This window comes from Cohnella rhizosphaerae (assembly GCF_029525575.1).
In the GTDB taxonomy this organism is placed as follows: domain Bacteria; phylum Bacillota; class Bacilli; order Paenibacillales; family Paenibacillaceae; genus Cohnella; species Cohnella rhizosphaerae.
This window is the reverse complement of the sequence record NZ_JAPDIA010000009.1, coordinates 517,228-535,593: the sequence shown is the minus strand read 5'-3', so window position 1 is coordinate 535,593 and position 18,366 is coordinate 517,228. Positions and strand designations below refer to the sequence as shown.

The window sequence follows — 18,366 nt, the reverse complement described above, 5'->3', positions numbered from 1 at the left end:
TGAATATCCGTACGTCACTCAATTCGCGATCTGCACAATTAAAAACGTCAGATGGCACGACAACGCCTATCGAATAACGGTTGAAAAGCAGTTATTTCCCGTGATCGCGACGTCCATGGGCAATTAAGTGTTGAAGCGCTATTAATTTCTCGCATTATAACATTTCGACCCGGTTCTGATCCAAATAATTGCGGTTGAACACTTATTCCCTCGAAGCATGGATCAGCGCGCCGATTAACTGCTTTTCAACACTTATCTCCACCTACCCTGTCAAAATCATAAAAAAAGCCGCCGTCCCTCCGAAGAGAAACGACAGCCTTCCCGTCAAGACAACAACGCCATCCATGCGACGCCGACCGGACGATCGGCCGCTTCAATCACGATCCGTCCGGCGGCTCCCGACACATCGCCTCGCGCAAGCTCCGCCGATACCGTATGCCAGCCGCCTTCCTGCCACTCGACCGCGGTCGCCGGCGCATCCCGCCCGTCGGACACGTACAGTTCGCCGCCGCCTTCGCTCAGCACGCGCAGGCGGATCGCCCTGCGGTCCGGCGAGCCGCCGCCGTCCGCTGCCGCCCGCGCCCCCGCGGCCTCGCAGCCGTATGCGAGCCAGTCGCCGGGCTGCAGCGCCACGTACATCCATTCCTCCTCTTGCCATTCCTCGCCGCCGCCGTGTTGAAAGTTCGGCGTCGTCCGTCCGGGGACGACGAAGCGAATATCCGTGCCGTCGGCGGTACGGAAGCCCTCGGCTCTCGCGCCGGCGCCCAAGGCGGGCAGCACGCCCCGATTGCCGTCCGCTCCCCCGATCCCCTTCGCTCAGGCTGCGCCCCCCCGAAGCCGTAGCTCGCGCCTTCTCCGGTATATCCGTAGAACGCGGCCGGAATGCGCACCGGCGCGCGTACGAAAAGCGACGATACGACGCCGGGCTCGTAGTCGCAGCGTTCAAGCGGCAGGTTGTCGAGATATTCCCACAAAATGCGCTCCGCTTCGTCAGGCGACGGCTTTTCCCCGTCCTCCAGATAGCGAACGAGCAGCTCCCAGCCATCGGGGCGGCGAATCGAGCAGGGCGAATTATCGGTGTCCATCTTTTTCCATGTCCAGAAGTTCCACGAGATATCGTGATCCTCGAAAAGACGAAAAGCCCCCGCGTACCAGTCCTTGTTGTTCTCGCCGCCCTCGCCCATGAACAACGGCGCGTTCAGCCGGTCGCGGTGATCGAGGTAAACCTGGATGCTTGCCGTATCCGGCGCATTCCAGTACTTGTGGAACTGCAGCAGCACGTTATCGTCGGGCAGCTTGTCGAAAATCGACCAGTCGGTCGCCCAATGGACGCCTTCGAGGATGATCATATGCCGGTCGTCCACTTCGCGGATAGCGGCGATGACCGCTTCATAGAACGGCATAACGCCGGCGTTGTGCGCCGAAAACCATTCCGGCAGCGGCTCGTTCAGCAGATCGTAGCCCGCCACGATCCATTCGTCGCGATACCGCTCGGCCAGCAGCCGCCAGAGCGCCACCGTTCGCGAACGGTGCTCCGCGTCCAGGAACAGCTCGGGCAGATCGCGCTCAGAATCGTCGATGTTCGTGCCCGTCTGCCCGCCCGGCGCGCCGTGCAGATCCAGGATAACGTACAGTCCGTAGCGCTCGCACCAGCGAACGACCCGGTCGATGCGCGCGATCATGTCCGGCCTGAAGCGGACCGGCTCGCCTTCCTCCAGCAGCGTGCGCGCCAGCAGCGGCACCCGCACGGAGTTGAAGCCCTCCGCCGCGATCCGCGCGATATCGGCCTCGGCGACGTAGCGGTCGTAATACAGCGCCCAGAAGCGCGCCGCCTTTTCTTCGCCGACCAGCTCGCGGATCATCCGCTCGATCCGGCGGGGCCGGTCGCCCCCCCTTCCGGGAAACGCCACATATAGCCCTCCGGCAGCAGCCAGCTGCCCGAATCCGACGCCGCGCAGCAGAATCTCCTCGCCGCGGCCGTTGCGCAGCGCCTTGCCGTCCGCGCGAACGTAGCCGTAGACATCGTTATTTCCGCCGCGTTCGGCTTTTACCGTTTCGTTTCCGTTCATCCTTTGATCGCTCCGTCCGCAATTCCGTTCAGAATGTATTTTTGAAGCAGCAAATACAGCACGACGACGGGCAGCAGCGCCAGCACGAGCGAGGCGAGAATCGCCGACCAGTCGTTGTTGCCGTACTGGCCGAACAGCATGTTCGTCGACAGCAGCAGCGTGTAGCTCGCCGAATCGGTCAGCATGAGCAGCGGCAGCAGAAAGTCGTTCCACATCCAGAGCGCGTTCAGAATCGCGACGGTCGCGGTGACGGGGAGCAGCAGCGGCAGAATGACCGAGAAAAAAAAGCCGGAACTCGCCGCAGCCGTCGATGACCGCCGCCTCGTCGAGATCGCGCGGGATCGACTTGACGAATCCGTGGTAGAGAAAGATCGCCATCGATACGCCGAGGCCGATATAGATGAGTCCGAGTCCGACGGTCGAGCCTTGGACGGCGAGGTTTTTGGCGATGCGAACGAGCGTGATCATGATCGAATGGAACGGAATCAGCATCGACAGCACGAACAGGCTGAACAAAAAAGCCGCTCAGCTTGCCCGGCGTGCGCGACAGCTTGTAGCCCGCCATCGCGGCGAACAGCACGATGCCCGCGAGCCCGACCGCGGTCACGGCCGCCGTATTGCCCAAGCTGCGCAGAAAGTCGATTTTCCGGTAGGCGTCCGCATAGTTCCCCCCAGGCGAAGTGCCGCGGCCAGGAGAGGATGCCGTTCAGCATCTCGCCCTCCGTCTTCACGGAATTCAGCACGCCCATGTAGATGGGCAGCAGCGTAAATGCCGCGCCGACGATCAGAGTCAGCAGCGCCAGCAGCCCCGGCAGCCTGCTTCGGCGTCGTCCGCCGAAAGCCCCCGGTCTCGACGGCCTCTGTGGCCTCGCTGTCATCGGCGAACTCGCTGGCCCTGCCGGCTCTGTTGAGCCCACTGGCCCCGCCGGCCACGCTCGTTCCGCTCGGGCGGCAGCGCCGGCAGCCTCTTGTCCGACCATCCCTGTTACATCGTCAAGCGCGCTCATGCTTCCACCTCCCGCCGCTTCATCAGCCGCAGCTGGACGATCGTGATGACGAGCACGATGAGGAACAGGATCATCGCCTTCGCGCTGGCGTAGCCGTACCGGTTGCTGAAGCCGAACGCCTCCTCGAAGATATTGAGCGCGATGACCTGTGTCTCCCGCCCCGGGCCGCCGCCCGTCAGCGCGAAGACCGCGTCGAACACCTTGAACGAGGAGTTCAGCGTTAAGAAAAGGCCGATCGTAAGCGCAGGGTAGATCATCGGCAGCGTGATGTACCGGAAGGTCTGCCAGATGCCGGCCCCATCGATGGACGCCGCCTCCTTGAGCGAGGACGGCACGCCTTGGAGCGCGGCGATGTAGATGACCATCAGATAACCGACGCCGCCCCACAGCGAGACGATCAGAATCGCGTAAAAGGAAAAAGACGGATCGCCGATCCAGGAGCGGTCGAGGAAGCTCAGCCCGGTCCGGACCGCCAGATCGGGCAGCACGCGGGTGAACACGAACATCCACATGAAGCCGCCGATGATCATGCTGAGCATATTGGGCATGAAGAAGATCGTGCGGAAAAGAGCTTTGGACCTGGCGCGCGATTCGATCAGCACGGCGACCAGAATGGCCAGCGCGTTTTGCAGCACGACCATGAAGAGCACGTATTTGAGCGTAAAAAAAAACGGCATGGCCGAACGACGGGTCCTCCGTCAGCGCCTCGGCGTAATTGTCCAGCCCGACGAACGCGTAGCGCGGGTTCAGGCCGTTCCAGTCGGTCAGGCTGTACCAGATGCCGCCGAACGCCGGCGCGAGCAGGAACGTCGCGTAGAACGCCAGCGCCGGCAGCACGAACGCGAGCAAGATGCCGTGCCGTTTGAGTTTGAGCCTGTCGAGCATGTCGTAGATCCCTCCTTCGCCTGCGAAGCCGATCCGGCCCCGCGCCGCGGACGAGACCGCGAGACGGAGCCGGAAGGGATCACTTGCTGTTCTTGACGGCGTTCGCCCACGTGCGGTCGAGCGTCTTGATGATCTGTTCCTTGGTCACGCTCTTAGCGTAGTAGCTCTGCAGCAGCTTTGCCGTTTCGTCGGTCACGCCGTTCGGCAGCGACAGGTCGAGGTAAGCTTTGCCCTGGGCGACGTACGAGCTCGCCTCGGTGATCCACGGGAACGTATCGTACTTATGCATCTCCGCGACAGGGTTGAACTTCAGTTCTTCGAACAGGGCGGAGGAATCATTGTCGTCGAGCATGTAGTTCAGCAGGTCGAGCGCGACGTCCTTGTTCTGGCTCGTCGGCGACACGGCGAGCGACGTTGACGTGGCGAGGTTGATCATCGTGCCGGCCGGATCGTTGCTCACCGGCAGCGGCGCGACGCCGAATTCCATATCGGGATTCGCCTTCAGGATCGTCTCGGCCTGCCACGGGCCCATGACCCACATCGCGGCCTTGCCGTTCGCGAAGTCCGTCGAGCCGGCTGCGCTGCCGACCTCGAACGGCTTGGCCGTCCCGTTCGCCATGATCAGGTCGATGATGTTGAATACGTCCTGCACGTCCGCATAGGAAGCCTCGCCTTTGTTCATCTTCTCGATCCAGTCCGGATGCGCCGAGGTCACGACGCCGCCAAGCGACAGCGCCATCATGAGCTGCGGAATCCACGACTCCTGGAAGCTCAGCTCGAACGGCGCCGCTTTCGTCGTCTTGATTTTCTCCACGGCTGCCTTCATTTCATCCAGCGTCTGCGGCGGCGCGATGCCGAGATCGGCGAACATTTTTTTGTTGTAGAGGTAGCCCCACGACAAACTTTCGAGCGGCAGCGCGACCACCTTGCCGTCGTACGTCACCGTCTTGCGCACGCTCTCGTACACCTTCGGCACGAACTGCTGGTCGGACAGATCGCTCAGGTATCCGGCTTTGTAAAAAGTCGGGATATCCGCGATCGCATGCAGCGTGAACAGATCGGGCGCATCGTTGGAAGAAAGGCGGGTCTTGAGAATTTGCCCGGCCTGGTCGGAGTTCGGCATCTCGAGCTTGATGGTAACGTCGACGTTCTTTTCCGCTAGCTCCTTCGCTTTAAACTGCTCGAAGTACTTGTCGAACTGGTCCTTGAAGCGAGGCAGGCTCATGAACACCTTGAGTTCGACCTTGCGGGCCGGCTCCTGCGCGGACGCGGACGGCGAAGCCTGAGTGTCGGGTGCGGATGCGGACGCCGAGCCGGACGGCGCGGCCGACGGAGAAGCATTATCGTTGCCGTTGCCGCCGCAGCCGGCGAGCATGGCGGCCGCGAGCGTCATCGAGGACGCGGCGTAAAGCGCTTTTTTCATCTGTGGTACCCCCTCTATCGAATGACTGCAAGCTCAGTATAGAGAGATTTGTAAGCGGAAACATTCGAGAAAATTAGCGTCTCGGATTGGACGATATTGATATAAGGCGCGGGCGGCCGGCGCATTTGCCGCTACTCTCCGCCCCTCAGCTCGCCGGGGGAGATGCCGAAGCGTCTCTTGAACACGCGGTAAAAATAAGCCAGGTCCTCGTAGCCGGCAAGCTTCGCCGCCTGCTTGATCGACACCTTGCCCTCGCGCAGCAGCGCCTCCGCATAGACCATGCGCCGCATGGTCACGTAGTCGGTGATGCCGGTGCCGACATGCGCCTTGAAGGCGCGGCTGAGGTGCTCCTTGCTGACGAAGTAGCGATGCGACAGCGACTCCAGCGTCAGCTCCTCGGCAAAATGCGCGTCGATATAGGCGCGAATCTCGTCCAGGTCGAGCCGGGAACGGCCGCGAATCGCCTTCGCAGCCGCCTCCGCGGCTTCTCCAAGCCGCTCCGCCAGCGCCATGGCCGCCTCCTCGGGCGAGGCGCCCGGACCGATCCGCTCCTCGATGCCGCGCCAGATCGGGACGATATCGATCCCTTGCCCGGACGCGAACGGCTCCAGCATCGCCAGCGCGTCCTGCGCCAGGCGGGCCGGCAGCCCCTTAAGCTCGTCGGGCGACAACGCCCGCGCGAGGTACCTGCCGAGCGCGGCATACGCCTCCGCGATCCCCGCCCGGTCGAGCTCCTGCAGGCTGGCGTAGATCCTGCGCTTTTCCAAGGCGTAGCGCTCCAGCACGGCCGAATCGGCAAACGCGGTCGGAAGCGGCCAGACGGCTGCGATCGCGTCGCTTCCCGTCGCGGGCTCCGCCGGCGCGACGCTTGGCGCGGCGGCAAACGCGGGACTTGGCGCTGCCGCCGCCTCCAGCTCCCGGACGCAGGACGCCAGCGCTGCGTTCAATTCGGCCGGATCGAGCGGCTTCAGCAAGTAGTCCACCGCTTTGGAGCGGATCGCCTGCTTCAAATACGCGAAGTCGTCGTAGCCGCTCATGACGACGATCTTGGCCGCCGGGAAGCGCGCCCCAAGCTCGTTGAGCAGCTCTTTCCCGGACAGGCCCGGCATCCGCATGTCGGTCACGACGATATGCGGCGCGAGCTCCCGCATGCGCCGCATCCCTTCTTCTCCGTCCTCGGCTTCGCCGGCGACCGCCAGTCCCAGCCCTTCCCAATCCGCGAGACCCTTCACGATCTCGCGGGACCACGGCTCGTCGTCGACGATCAGCACGTTATATGTCATTTCCATAACCTCCTTCGCTAACCGCCGGCACGACGATCGCTACCAGCGTTCCCTGCCCCGCTCCGCTCCAGACGCGAATGCCGTAGCGCCCGCCGAATTGCAGCTTCAGCCGCGCGTCGACGTTGCGAAGCCCGATGCCGCGTCCTCGCTTCGGCTCGGCCGCAGGCGCGGCATGCTGCGCCGCCCCCCTCGCCGCTTGCGCCCAGGCGCCTCGCGCCGCCGGCGGAACGCAGCTCCGCCCTGATGCGGCTCAATTCGTCCGCCTGCATCCCTGCGCCCTCGTCCAGCACGAGCATGACGATCCTTCCGCCTATGCGCCGGATCCGAATCGCAAGCCGCCAACTGCCGGGCTTGCGCTGCAGCCCATGCTCGAAGGCGTTCTCGACGATCGGCTGCAGCGTGAACTTCGGCAACCGCCCTTCGAGCGCCGCCGGGTCCGCGTCCAGCTCGATCGTGCAGCGGCCCGCGAACCGCCGTTCCTGGATGAACAAGTAATTGCGGGTGTGGGTCAGCTCGTCTGCGATCGGCACGGTCCGATCCTCCGATCCGATCGCGTAGCGCAGCAGATCTCCGATGACCCGCGTCACCTCATAAATCTCGGGCGCCTTCTTCTTGAGCGCCATGCCGCCGATCATATGGAGCGTATTGTTCAGGAAGTGGGGATTGATCTGCGCCTGTAGCGCCAGCAGCTGCGCGTCCTTCACCTCGATCTCCCGCTCGTACTCGTCCTCGATCAGCTGTCTGATTCTTTCCATCATCGAGTTGTAGCCGCGTTCGAGCAGGCCGATCTCGTCGCGGCTGATGACGGACGTCGACTCGAAGCCTTGGACCGGCGTCGTGCGCATCGTCCGGGCAAGCCGGACGATCGGGCGGCTAATGCCAAGCGAGACGAGGACCGACAGCAGCGCGGAAGCCGCGGCGAACAGCGCGCCGGTCCAAATGCCTGCCTCGATCGTCGGCCGTGCGCTGCGGCTGACCGACGAGAGGGGCACCGCCTTGATTACCGCAAGCTGTCCGTCCCCGATTCTTTTCTGAAAAACGAAATAGCGGTCCGTCCGCTCGAACTCCATGTCTGCGAACGCCGGCGCCGGACCGCGGAGCAGCTCGGTCAGCCGGGCGTCGTCGGGCAGCTCCGAGGAACCGGACAGCAGCTCTCCTTCGTCGTTCAGCACGTAAACCAGGCTGTCCGGTTCCGACCGCAGAATCCGGCCGACCTCCTGCCACACCTCCCTGTCGATGCGGACGGAGATCCCGCCGATCAAGGCGCGGTCCTCGAACCGGTTGATCCCATGGTAGGCGTAAGTGCCGTCCGGCGTCTGCTTGAAGTACATATTGACCGGCCCGCGGGAGATTCGCGACCAAGGTTCATTGGCGGCGATGTCGAAAGTACGAATCAGTCCGCTGGTCGTATAGTTGACGGTAAACGCTTTCCGATAAGCCTGCATATATAGCGTCAAATCGTCCACCTTGCGCGAATTGGCATGAAACGCCGAAGTCAGCTTGTCGCGAAGAAGCTCTTGCGTCTGATATTGGACGACCGGATCGGGATTGTCTATGTTCCCAAGTCCCCGCATCAGCTCCTGATCGATCTGCAGCGTATAAAAGAGGATGTCGATCTGCTCGATCAGCTCGTTCATATACTGATCCGCCCACAGCATGCGCGACGTGTCGGCGCGAACGATTTCTTTTTCGACCGAGCTCCGCGTATTGCCCGCCGCCAGCCAAGTGACCGTGACGACCGGCAGCGCTGTCAGGCAGATCATCAGCACGGTCAGCCGCATGCGCAGGCTTGTTCGTTTCAGCATGATGCGCTCCTTCTCTCCTCATACGTCCTGATGCCAAGCTTAGCGGATGCATGACCGGCGCGCAATAAGCGAACGCAGTCCTTTTTTTGCGCATAAGCTGGCCATTAGAAAGGGAGGGATCCGCATGGCTTATCGCATCATCGTCGATTTGTCCGACCGCATGCTTTATCTGCTGCAGGACGATACGGTCGTGAACGGCTACCCCGTCGGCATCGGCCGAATGGTGACGCAGACGCCGACCGGCGAGTTCCGCATCATCAACAAGCAAGCGCATCCCGGCGGCCCGTTCGGCGCGTTCTGGATGGGACTGTCCGCTCCGCATTACGGCATTCACGGCACGAACGATCCCGCATCGATCGGCCATTACGTATCTCACGGCTGCATCCGAATGTACAATGAAGACGTCGTAGCGTTATCGCGTATCGTACCGATCGGAACGCGGGTGACGATCCGCCCGTAATTTCCGGCCGGCAGCCCTTTGCAGATTAACTTTTCCTGAGAAACTCGAATCCGAGCCCGTTCTTTGGTAGGATAGGAAGCATTCGAGTATAAAGGTTGGGATGACATGACGGAAGCTGCCGGCACGGAAGCGCTCGATCTTCAGGAAGCGGCCGAATTGTTCAGATTGATCTATCCCGCTTTTGCGGCGCTGCTCGACAAAGCGGAGGCCGCGCGGGGACCGCTGAAGGAATTCCACTTGGCGATGGCGGCCGAGCATGCCAAGAGCGGCGTGCGGATCCTCGGATGGGACAGCCGCCGAGCCATTAACGCGATATTCGAGCTGTACAAGGAACGCTATTTGGCGGAAGGGCGCATCGCTGCGGATCTGTGGGCGGCCGATCAGTTCGGCTGCGACCTCGAGGCCGCAATCGTCGAATCCGAGGATATCCGCGAGCTTGAAGACCGCATTAAGGGCATCGTACACCAGATCAGACAGCGAGAATCCGAACTGCAGCGCCTTAGGCGAGAGCTGGGACAGCTGGAGGAGCTCCGGGCGGAGCTCAGTCGTCCGGTCATTCTCCACGGCTCTATCCCGGGCGTCGTCGGAGGCAATGTGTCGGGCGAGCCGGCAGGCTCCTACGAAATTACGGATTCCAACATCGCCGAAGGCTCCGGCACCGATTCGGATGCTTCGTCGCAGGCGCGCGCGGGCTCATCGCAAAACGATTCTTTATCCGCAATGCCGCAAGGATAGATTTTGAATGGTACGAAGGCGGGATGGTTCAAGCGGATCGCCCGCCTAATCGTTTTTAATTTCCATTTTTATACATACGCCCTCCTATACATGTACCTCTCTCCCGTTTTAACAATATCCCCTTCCGTCAGGAACTTGCGTCCCGAGAGGTTCGCCTCAGCCTCCGATCAAGCTATCGATGCGCATTATACGCGTTGCATCAATAATTCTTTGCCGTCAGTTTACCTGCGCTCCTCCACCCGCCCCCGACCACTTCTTTCCAATTTTTTATTGCAAGGCGCTCCAGATCCTGTTAAAATAAGAACAAACGTTCGATTCGGAGGTCTTGCGATGCCAAGCCGTTTTTCCATTCGGGACGCCATGCCCGCCTTCAGCACGACCGACTGCGAGCATGCGCTTTTCGCCGCCAAATGGCCGGACGGCTTTCGCTGTCCCCGTTGCGGCCACCCGCACTATTACGAGGTGTCGTCGCGTGCGCGCACGCTTTTCGAGTGCCGTTCTTGCACGCATCAGGCTTCCCTGACGGCCGGCACCGTGCTCGAGGGCTCGCGTACGCCGTTGACGAAGTGGTTCCAGGCGATGTTTCTGATGCAGCTTGGCATCAGCGCCCGGCTGCTGTCCGAGTTGATCGAGGTGACGTACAAGACGGCTTGGCTGATCAACCACAAGCTCCGTCATGCCATCGGCGTCAGGGATCGCGAACGGCCGCTCGAAGGCGATCTGCAGCTGCTCGACGAGTATTACGGCTACGAGTATCATCGCTACCTCGGCAGCGTCCTGATGCAGCAAGCGTTGAAGCCGCAACCGGTCGTCGTCGGGGCTGCGCTCGATGCCGCAGGCGATTTTGTTCATCTTAAAATGAAAGCCGTCGACGGGCCGGATGGCGACGATGCGGCAATGCGCGGAGGCGCGGGCGGCGAGGAGGCGGTGGCGCTTTTCGTGGAGAAGCATGTCGCCGGCCAGGCAGCCGGCGATCGCGCAGAAAGGCTGGAGCGCGGACACCAGGGTCGATCCGCGCTGCATATCGCCTGGCGGGAAGCCGTGCGCTGGCTCAATTGGACGTTCGGCGGGATCGGCCCGAAGCATTTGCAGGCGTATCTGAACGAATTTTGCTTCCGCCGCCTTCTCGTCCGCACAGACATGCTGGCCGAGCTCATCGCCTGCTGCGGCGCGACGAAGACGATTACGTACCGAAGGCTGGTTGGCTTAAGTTCCAGGATCCGTCCGATTCCATGGGCATACAGGCGACCCGAGCGCGGCGGCCGATGCGCGGTTTAAGCGGCATTGCACGTCCGTTTTTCCCGGCGGATTGTCCGTTTCATTAGATGCTATGATTTGAATGCGTGTCGTGCGGCCATCTACTTTAAGCTGATAACGCCGGACTGCTGCCGGCACGAAGTCGGGTAGCTGCCGACGCCCTTTTCGATTGAACCCCTCCTGACGCAAGGGGATATTGTTAAAACGGAAAAAACACAGGCGTTACGCCCGCGAAAGCTCAGCGCCACCCTGCGCTCAAGCATATTGTTAGGCCGGCAGCTCCGGCAGCCGATCGTCGCTATCCTCGAGCGGAAGCATGATGCGCAGCCTGCAGCCGATCCCCTGCGCAGCTTCGCCTATAGTGACGGTGCCGCTCAGCAGATGGACGCGTTCCATCATGGCGCTAAGGCCAAAGCCTGGCTTTGAAGCCCCGTAAGGCTCTCCGTTGCTGACAAGTTCGAAGCGCAACCAGCCTTTTTCCTCGGCGAGCTCGAAGCGGAACCGCGTGCAGCGTCCATGGCGCAGGCCGTTTGTAATTCCCTCCATCAAAGCGTGATAGATGACTTTTTTGCGCCAGTCCGCCCATTTTCGGCAGCGGTTCGGGTTGATATTCGAAAAGGACGTCCGCCTGTCCCGCGCTCTCACGGATCAGCTCTTGCAGCGCAACGGGCAGGTCGAAGCCGGCCTCGTCGTCCTTCAGCATCCGAACCGTCCGTCTGACATCGTTCAAGCCTTTGCGGATCATCTCGCCCGCGGCGTTCATCCGCTCGACGGATCTCGGCAGGTCGCGATCCGCCAGTTTTTTGGCCGCTTCGATCTGCACGATGGCAGCCGTCAGCGAGTGTCCGACCAGATCGTGCATATCGTGCGCGATCCGATTGCGCTCCTCCAGCACGGATACTTCCGCCAATGCCTCTGCCGTCTCTCGGACCGAACCTGCGAGATGACGGTTCGCCGCAACCAGCTCCTCCGTCCGCGTGCGAACCAGTTCCTCGAGCGAATGGTGAAACTGAGCGAGCTTGAGCTGGATATCCACTCTCGCCAGCAGTTCGCCCTGGGTGAACGGCTTGGTCAAATAGTCGTTCGCGCCCGAGTCGAAGCCAAGCATCAGCCGGTCCAGCCGATTTTGCGCGGACAGCAGAATGATCGGCAGCTCGCTCGCGGACCACCGTTCGCGCGCGATTCGGCATACTTCGTACCCGGTCTTCCCCGGCATCATGGCGTCCAACAGGAGCAGATCGGGCTTCTCGCCGTGCGCAAGAAGCGAAGCAGCTTCCGTACCGTTCGCGGCCTCGAGCAGACGGTAGCCGCTCCGCCGCAAATAATGCCGCAACACCTCAAGATTGACCGGTTCGTCGTCGGCGACCAGAATGAGCGGCCGCCGTTTCTCGTTGCCGGCTTCGCGCGATCGGTCATCGAGCGTTTCCTGAATGGATGCTGCACCGTATGTCTCCAGGTGTGCGGGCAGCACCGGCAGGCCGATAGTGCCGTACGCCGCGTATTCTCCCATTTTGCCGGGCGAGCCGTAGCCCGAACCTTCGTCCTTCGTCTCCGCCGCTTCGGCGCCGACGGCCGGCAGCGCGAAAGACAGCGTCGTACCTTCGCCAACAACGGAATCGATCGTCAGCTCGCCGCCGTGCAAGCGAACCATGCGGTTGGTAATGGGCAGGCCGAGCCCCATGCCTCCGCCATAGTCGGACGAAGCGGTGGCGAACGGCTCGAACAATTGGGCGGCCCGATCCTCCGGAATGCCCGGTCCGCTGTCCGCCACGACGATCCGAACGCGATCCCCTTCGCGGGCGGCTTTCACCCGGACATAGCCCGACTCGGTATAGCGAATGGCGTTGCCGATCAAATTGTACAGAATCTGCTCCAGCCGGCCCGAATCGGCGCTGACTGTCAGCTTGTCGCCTCTGCCTCGTTCGTCCGGACGCTCCACCGTCAACTCGAGCCCTTTTCGCCTGGCCAGCGGAGCGAGCGCCGCGGCAACCGTTTCGCATGCGCCAAGCGCGTCGACCGAAGTTAACTTAAGCTTCATGTCGCCATGCCTCAGCCGGTCCATATCGAGGATGTCGTTCACCAGGTGCAGCAGCCGGTCTGCGCTGCCCCGGACAAGTCGCAGATTGCGCTCCATCTCCTGCCCGACAGGTCCCGCCGCGCCGTCCAGGAGTGCGTCCGCCAGCCCTGCAATGCCGTGAAGCGGCGTACGCAGTTCATGGGAGGTATGACTTAAAAAGTCGTCTTTCAGACGGGATAGCGTCTCCAGCTCCCGGTTCGCCGTCTCCAGCTCGGCGGCGTTGCGCTGCAGATCCCGATATACGCCCGAGAAACGCCCGAGCACGACCATCAGCAGACAGCCGACGAAAAGCAGCAAGCCGATCTCGAGGGCGAACGTAAGCGCATAATACAACCATATCGGCAGCGCACGCTCCAAGCTGGTTCCGAAAAAACGAAACGCGTTTGCCGAAAAGAGGTAGAACGACATGCCAACCGTGAGCGAGACGAAACCGAACGTCAGCCAGCGGAACTCTTCGACGTCCTTTAGCGCCAGCATGTGCCTGCTGCGGATCAGCGAGTAGCTCATCGCGGCGAACACCGGAATCATGAGCAGCGGGGACCATTCGAAGATCGCCTTTTCGTAAAGATGGCTATCTATGAAAGACAAGCAGGCCGCGAACATCGTATAGAGCAACGCGCAGACTGCCTGCACCCTGTACAGCCGGACGTACAAGCCGCGCAGCGCCCTCCCGTAAAAGCAGACGAAGCCTAGCACGCCGATCGGAATGAGCAAATCCCTGAAATACTGAAAGTGCACGACTGGCAGATCCAAAAAAGAACCGCAAGGACATCAGCATCGAGAAGAAACCGATGCCTGCGCAGCCGGTAATAAGAGCAAACCAGGCGTATAACGTCTCCGAACGCCGGCGAAGAAAAACGAGCAGGGAAACGGCCGACGCGGTCGTCAGCAGCACGCTGAAGACGGCCGGCAAAAAATCGTTTTGCACGATGAGCCGATCCAGCATGCGGCGGTCGCCTACGACGTTCCAGTCCTTCGGCAGGGAATTCCGGTTCCACAAAAGCTTGAAGGCCAGCGTTCGCGGTTGGTCGCCCTGCGACAGTTTGACGATGCGCGCAGGGATATAGTGGTTCACGTACGGGTCCGGTTGAAGCATATTGTAGCTAAGCAGGAGACGCCCGTTCTCGTACGCTTCGAACGAACGACCGTACAGCAGCATCACGTGGGGATCGTTCGTGAGCAGTTTAGGCATGTCCTTTCTCAACCAGACGACGCCTTTGTACTGCGCGAAGCGCGACAGCGCCGCCGCGTCCAGAGGCTGCCAGCCCTCCGTTCCGGCGACGTCTCCGTCTCCCCAACGCACCTCCCAATTGTCCCGGTACGACGCAAGCACGGAGCCTTCCGACTCGGCATGGGAGCCTTTAAAAAAAAAGCGGCAGGAACAAAGAAACCAGCATAAACGCGAGCAGCAGCGCGGCCTTCAACGAAAAGGGAAGTCTTCGTTCAGCGGTAGTCACTCAGCAGCAGCTCCTTCATGATCCCGACTGCGGCGCGCCGGTCGTTGGTGCCGATCTTGCCGTAGATGACGCTGACGTAATTCCGCACCGTGCCTTCGCTCATAAATAGCGTGACCGCGATCTGCTTGTTCGAATAGCCTTCGATCAACAGCAGGATAATTTTGCGCTCGCGCTCCGTAAAGTAGAGTCCCATCCCCTGCAGCTTGGCTTCGTCGAAGTCGTACGAATCGTTCGCCGTCAGCCTCGACGCAAGCTTGGCCGCAATCGCGGGGGGCAGCATGAGTTCGCCCTGCATCGCCTCCCGTACGGTCTGGACGACGCGTTCGGCGGCGATGTCCTTGAGCAGGAAGCCGTCCGCGCCGCCGGCCATCGCGCTTACGATATATTTGTCCTCCGCGAACGTCGTGAGGATCAGCACGATCGTCTTGGGATAATCCCGCTTGATCAGCTTCATCGACTCGATGCCGTCCATGTTCGGCATCTTGATGTCCATCAACACGATATGCGGCCGATGGATGCCCACCGCTTCGTAGGCCTCTCTGCCGTTCTCCGCCGTGCTGACGACCTCCATGTCGTCCTCCAGCTGCAGGATTGTCTGCAGGCCCTCGCGCATCAGCCGCTGATCGTCTGCGATGACGATTCGGACCATGATGTATGCCCCCGTTCTCCGGGTACGCTCCCCGTTTCTCCCCTGATTCTAGCAGACGCCCCGGCGAGCGAACAGAGCCGCGGACAAAGCAGTGACCGTTACATGACCGTCGCAATCGCGTCATAGGCCGAATGGTCCATGTCATATGACGGCAATGACCGAATGTCGTGACAGACCGTCACTGGTGGGATTACGGACGCCTTCATTAGCTGGTAGGGATCGATCGACAGGCGTTAAGATTGAAGCGCATGTTAAAAAGGACAGTCCCGCAGGCGAATCGCCTGGAGGACCGTCCTTTTTTATGTCATAGTCGCTTAGCCCAATCGCACGCATACCGGCTTCGTCATCTTGTACTCGCTGCCCGTCTGCTGCGGGAAGCCGTCCTCGTCGATGCGCATGACGACGATGTTGTCGCCGTTCTGGTTGGCCGCGAGCAGCCAGCGGCCGTCCGGAAGCGCCAGGAAGTGGCGCGGAAAGTGTCCGCCGCTCGGCGTGTGGCCGATCAGCGACAGGCCGCCGTCTTCGCCGACGCGGAAGGAGACGATGCTGTCGTGGCCGCGGTTGGAGCCGTATACGTACCGGCCATCGGCCGATACCGCCACCTCCGCGCAGTAGCTCTCTCCGCCGTATTCCATGGGTAGCGTAGATACGGTCTGCAGCGGCTCTAGCGATCCTTCGTCGGCGTTCAGCTTAAACGCGACGATCCGGCTCATCAACTCGTCGATCATATAGACGAACGGTCGGGTCGGATGCAGCCCCAGGTGCCGCGGTCCCGAGCCCGGCGTGGCGTCCGTCTCGCGGACGGCTTCGAGGCGGCCGGCGGCGGCATTCAGCCGGTACGTGTAGATCTTGTCCGTCCCCAGATCGCAGGCCAAGTAATACGGCGTGCCGGGCACCGCATAGATCGAATGCGGATGCGGTCCCTCCTGACGCTCGGCGTTGACGCTGCCGCCTTCGTGGGCGACCGACTGAACCGGCTCGCCCAGCGCTCCACGCTCTCCGATCGGATAGAGGCTGATGTTGCCGCCCGAATAATTGACTACTACGAGCCAGGCACCCGAAGGATCGATCGCCAGGTGGCACGGCGCGCCGCCCTGCGAAGGCTGCCGATTGATCTCGGTGAGCGTATGCGTTGCCGCATCGTAAGCGTAAGCGACGACGGCGCCGTCCGGCTCGGTCTCGCCGACCGCATACAGCACGCTGGTCGCGGCGTTGTAGGCAAGGAAAGAAGGATTGTCGATGCCGGCGACGCCGCCGAGCTTGGACAGCGAGCCGGACTCGGCGTCCAACCGCAAAATATGAATGCCTTGTCGATCCGCCGATTGGTACGATCCGACGAACAGCGGTGCGTAGGATTGCGGCATATGAACCTCCTGTGAGAATGTGGCTGGATTTCAAATCATGCAAGTCACTGAAGCAGCGAGAGCATCTGGACGACGGGGCGCAGATCCCCCCTTCAGCGAAGCCTCGCGGCTGCGGAGCTGCGAGGAGCCGTCGCCGTCGAGGAAGATGCCGTCCGCGAGCGCGGGACTTCCCCGGCCGCCGAGCGTCGCCAGGATCGCGTCGCGAAAATCGGCCAGCGTCCCCCGGTTCTCGCTGACGACGAGATACAGGCGGCCTTCTTCGTCAAAGACGGCCCCCGAGCGCAGCCTGGGCTCGTCCATGAACGGCGCGTGCTCGGCGACCGCCTGGTCGCGCCAGGACGCGTCGCGGCCGAGTCCCATCGAGATCCCGCCCTGCGCCCAATATCGCGACGTATCCGTCACGTCGAGTTCTCCCGCCTTGCTCGCGACCTGAACGCTGAGCCGCTCCGACGCGCGGTCCCACACCAGCGTGCCCCGGGCGTACTTGACGTTCTCCGCGCCCGAGCCGAAGCCGCCGGACGGGCTGCCGTCTCCGGCGACCGGCAGCCCGTCGACGATCGCCATGCTGAGCAGCGCGCTGTCATAAAAGAAGCCGCCGTTGATGCCGTAATAGGGCGCGATCGCGACATTGTCCCGCACGACGGTAAGCGTCACATTGGCGGGATCCGTCTCCAAGTAATGAAGCGTCATGCCGTTCGCGGCCGTGGCCGTGCCGTAATCGTATTGCGCGGGCGGATTCGGGATCGGCTTCGCCTGCAAGCCCGATCGGCCGTCGCCCGCACGCAGCACGAGGAAGGCGAGGAAGGCCAGCGCGGCCGCAAACGCCAGCAGCGCGACGCCGACCCGCAGGATGCGCCTGCCGCGCCTGCCTTCGGGACGCTCGGACGCAGGCGCAGCGGCTGTCTGCACGCCGGCCGGCGCCGCGCCCGCCCGGGGCGCTTGCGGCGATCCGCTCGGCCGGGGCGACGTGTCCACCGGCCCTTAGCGGCCCAGCGCCCGCAGGCCCAGCGCCAGCGCGCCCGTCAAGCCGGCGTTGTCGCCGAGTCCCGGCGGCACGATGTAGCCGTCGATGCCCGCGGCCAGCGCGTCGGAGCTCACGTAGCCGTTCAACGCCTTCAGCACCTCCGCGCGCACGAGCGGGAACAGCTGCGGCTGATGCATGACGCCGCCGCCTAGAATAACGCGCTTCGGCGACAGCATGAGCACCGCGTTCGCCACGGCTTGCCCGATGTAGAAAGCCTCCATCGCCCAGGCCGGGTGGTCGGGCGGCAGCTCGCTGCCCGGCACCTTCCAGCGGCCTTGGAGCGCAGGCCCCGCCGCCAGACCCTCGAGACAATCGCCGTGATACGGGCAGAAGCCCTGGTACGCGTCGTCCGGATGGCGCCGCACGAGCACGTGGCCGCCTTCCGGGTGCACGAGCCCGTGCACCAGCTTGCCCTCGGCGTAAACGCCGACGCCGACGCCCGTGCCGATCGTGTAGTAGACGCAGCTGTCGAGTCCGGCCGCCGCGCCCCAGGTCGCTTCGCCGAGCGCGGCCGCGTTGACGTCCGTATCCCAGCCCATCGGCACGTCGAACCGCTGCTTCATAGCCGGGAGGAACGGATAGCCGGACCAGCCCGGCTTCGGCGTCGTCGTCACGTAACCGTACGCGGGACTCGCCTCGTCGATATTGATCGGGCCGAAGGAGCCGATGCCGATCGACGCGACCCCCCTTGTCCTCAAAGTATTCGAATACTTGCGCGAGCGTCTTCTCCGGATGTTCCGTCGGGAAGCTCACCCGGTCTTCGATCGTTCCGTTCTCGCTGCCGATGCCGCAGACGAACTTGGTGCCGCCCGCTTCGATTGCCCCTATACGCATGAAAAATGCTTCCTCCTATGTATCTGCTATACGTCCA

General features: G+C 62.3%; 14 protein-coding genes and 3 pseudogenes. 3 read left to right on the top strand and 14 right to left on the bottom strand.

The genetic code is table 11. From position 1 onward, the window contains the following. Positions 1-324: 324 nt before the first annotated feature. The 7 genes and pseudogenes from OMP40_RS36655 to OMP40_RS36625 form a co-directional block, all read right to left on the bottom strand. Positions 325-525, bottom strand: coding sequence for a hypothetical protein (locus OMP40_RS36655; RefSeq protein WP_277538936.1), 201 nt, complete (start codon positions 523-525; stop codon positions 325-327). Further along, entirely contained in the window at positions 519-2,069 is a 1,551-nt protein-coding gene (locus OMP40_RS36650) for a glycoside hydrolase family 5 protein (RefSeq protein ID WP_277538934.1), read from the bottom strand. The genes OMP40_RS36655 and OMP40_RS36650 overlap by 7 nt, the downstream gene beginning before the upstream one ends. Beyond that, positions 2,066-2,947 (bottom strand): annotated as a pseudogene (locus OMP40_RS36645) (carbohydrate ABC transporter permease). Before OMP40_RS36645 ends, OMP40_RS36650 begins: the two are co-directional and overlap by 4 nt. Before the next feature lie 125 nt (positions 2,948-3,072). Then, positions 3,073-3,961: pseudogene (locus OMP40_RS36640) on the bottom strand (carbohydrate ABC transporter permease). A gap of 79 nt (positions 3,962-4,040) precedes the next feature. Next, complete coding sequence (locus tag OMP40_RS36635) at positions 4,041-5,384, bottom strand: ABC transporter substrate-binding protein (protein WP_277538933.1); 1,344 nt, start codon at positions 5,382-5,384, stop codon at positions 4,041-4,043. Positions 5,385-5,515: 131 nt separating this feature from the next. Beyond that, positions 5,516-6,667 (bottom strand): response regulator transcription factor, encoded by a 1,152-nt coding sequence (locus OMP40_RS36630; RefSeq protein WP_277538931.1) that lies wholly within the window; start codon positions 6,665-6,667, stop codon positions 5,516-5,518. Between the two features lie 17 nt (positions 6,668-6,684). After that, complete coding sequence (locus OMP40_RS36625; protein ID WP_277538930.1) at positions 6,685-8,472, bottom strand: sensor histidine kinase; 1,788 nt, start codon at positions 8,470-8,472, stop codon at positions 6,685-6,687. A gap of 124 nt (positions 8,473-8,596) precedes the next feature. Between OMP40_RS36625 and OMP40_RS36620 the strand changes: the two genes are divergently transcribed. The 3 genes from OMP40_RS36620 (at position 8,597) to OMP40_RS36610 (ending at position 10,945) form a co-directional block, all read left to right on the top strand. After that, positions 8,597-8,932: a L,D-transpeptidase gene (locus tag OMP40_RS36620; protein ID WP_277538927.1), complete on the top strand. Its 336-nt coding sequence runs from the start codon at positions 8,597-8,599 to the stop codon at positions 8,930-8,932. 105 nt (positions 8,933-9,037) lie between these two features. After that, the gene (locus tag OMP40_RS36615) at positions 9,038-9,667 is read left to right on the top strand and encodes a hypothetical protein (protein ID WP_277538924.1); all 630 of its coding nucleotides are present in this window, start codon (positions 9,038-9,040) and stop codon (positions 9,665-9,667) included. A 330-nt stretch (positions 9,668-9,997) separates the two neighbouring features. Further along, a complete protein-coding gene (locus OMP40_RS36610) occupies positions 9,998-10,945 on the top strand; it encodes a transposase (protein WP_277538922.1) in 948 nt (315 codons plus the stop codon). A gap of 246 nt (positions 10,946-11,191) precedes the next feature. Here the strand turns inward: OMP40_RS36610 and OMP40_RS36605 are convergent, their stop codons facing one another. The 7 genes and pseudogenes from OMP40_RS36605 to OMP40_RS36575 all read right to left on the bottom strand — a co-directional run bounded on the left by OMP40_RS36605 (position 11,192) and on the right by OMP40_RS36575 (position 18,329). Then, positions 11,192-11,323, bottom strand: a complete 132-nt coding sequence (locus tag OMP40_RS36605) for a hypothetical protein (protein WP_277538920.1) — start codon at positions 11,321-11,323, stop codon at positions 11,192-11,194. Between the two features lie 4 nt (positions 11,324-11,327). Continuing rightward, entirely contained in the window at positions 11,328-13,655 is a 2,328-nt protein-coding gene (locus OMP40_RS36600) for an ATP-binding protein (RefSeq protein WP_277538919.1), read from the bottom strand. Further along, positions 13,573-14,334 carry a hypothetical protein gene (locus OMP40_RS36595; RefSeq protein WP_277538917.1) on the bottom strand — a complete coding sequence of 254 codons (762 nt, stop codon included), beginning with the start codon at positions 14,332-14,334 and terminating at the stop codon, positions 13,573-13,575. The genes OMP40_RS36600 and OMP40_RS36595 overlap by 83 nt, the downstream gene beginning before the upstream one ends. A gap of 110 nt (positions 14,335-14,444) precedes the next feature. Next, the gene (locus OMP40_RS36590; RefSeq protein WP_277538915.1) at positions 14,445-15,107 is read right to left on the bottom strand and encodes a response regulator transcription factor; all 663 of its coding nucleotides are present in this window, start codon (positions 15,105-15,107) and stop codon (positions 14,445-14,447) included. A 314-nt stretch (positions 15,108-15,421) separates the two neighbouring features. After that, positions 15,422-16,471 carry a lactonase family protein gene (locus OMP40_RS36585; RefSeq protein ID WP_277538913.1) on the bottom strand — a complete coding sequence of 350 codons (1,050 nt, stop codon included), beginning with the start codon at positions 16,469-16,471 and terminating at the stop codon, positions 15,422-15,424. Positions 16,472-16,501: 30 nt separating this feature from the next. Further along, positions 16,502-17,446 (bottom strand): hypothetical protein, encoded by a 945-nt coding sequence (locus tag OMP40_RS36580; protein ID WP_277538911.1) that lies wholly within the window; start codon positions 17,444-17,446, stop codon positions 16,502-16,504. A 6-nt stretch (positions 17,447-17,452) separates the two neighbouring features. Beyond that, positions 17,453-18,329: pseudogene (locus tag OMP40_RS36575) on the bottom strand (ROK family protein). Between the last annotated feature and the right edge of the window lie 37 nt (positions 18,330-18,366).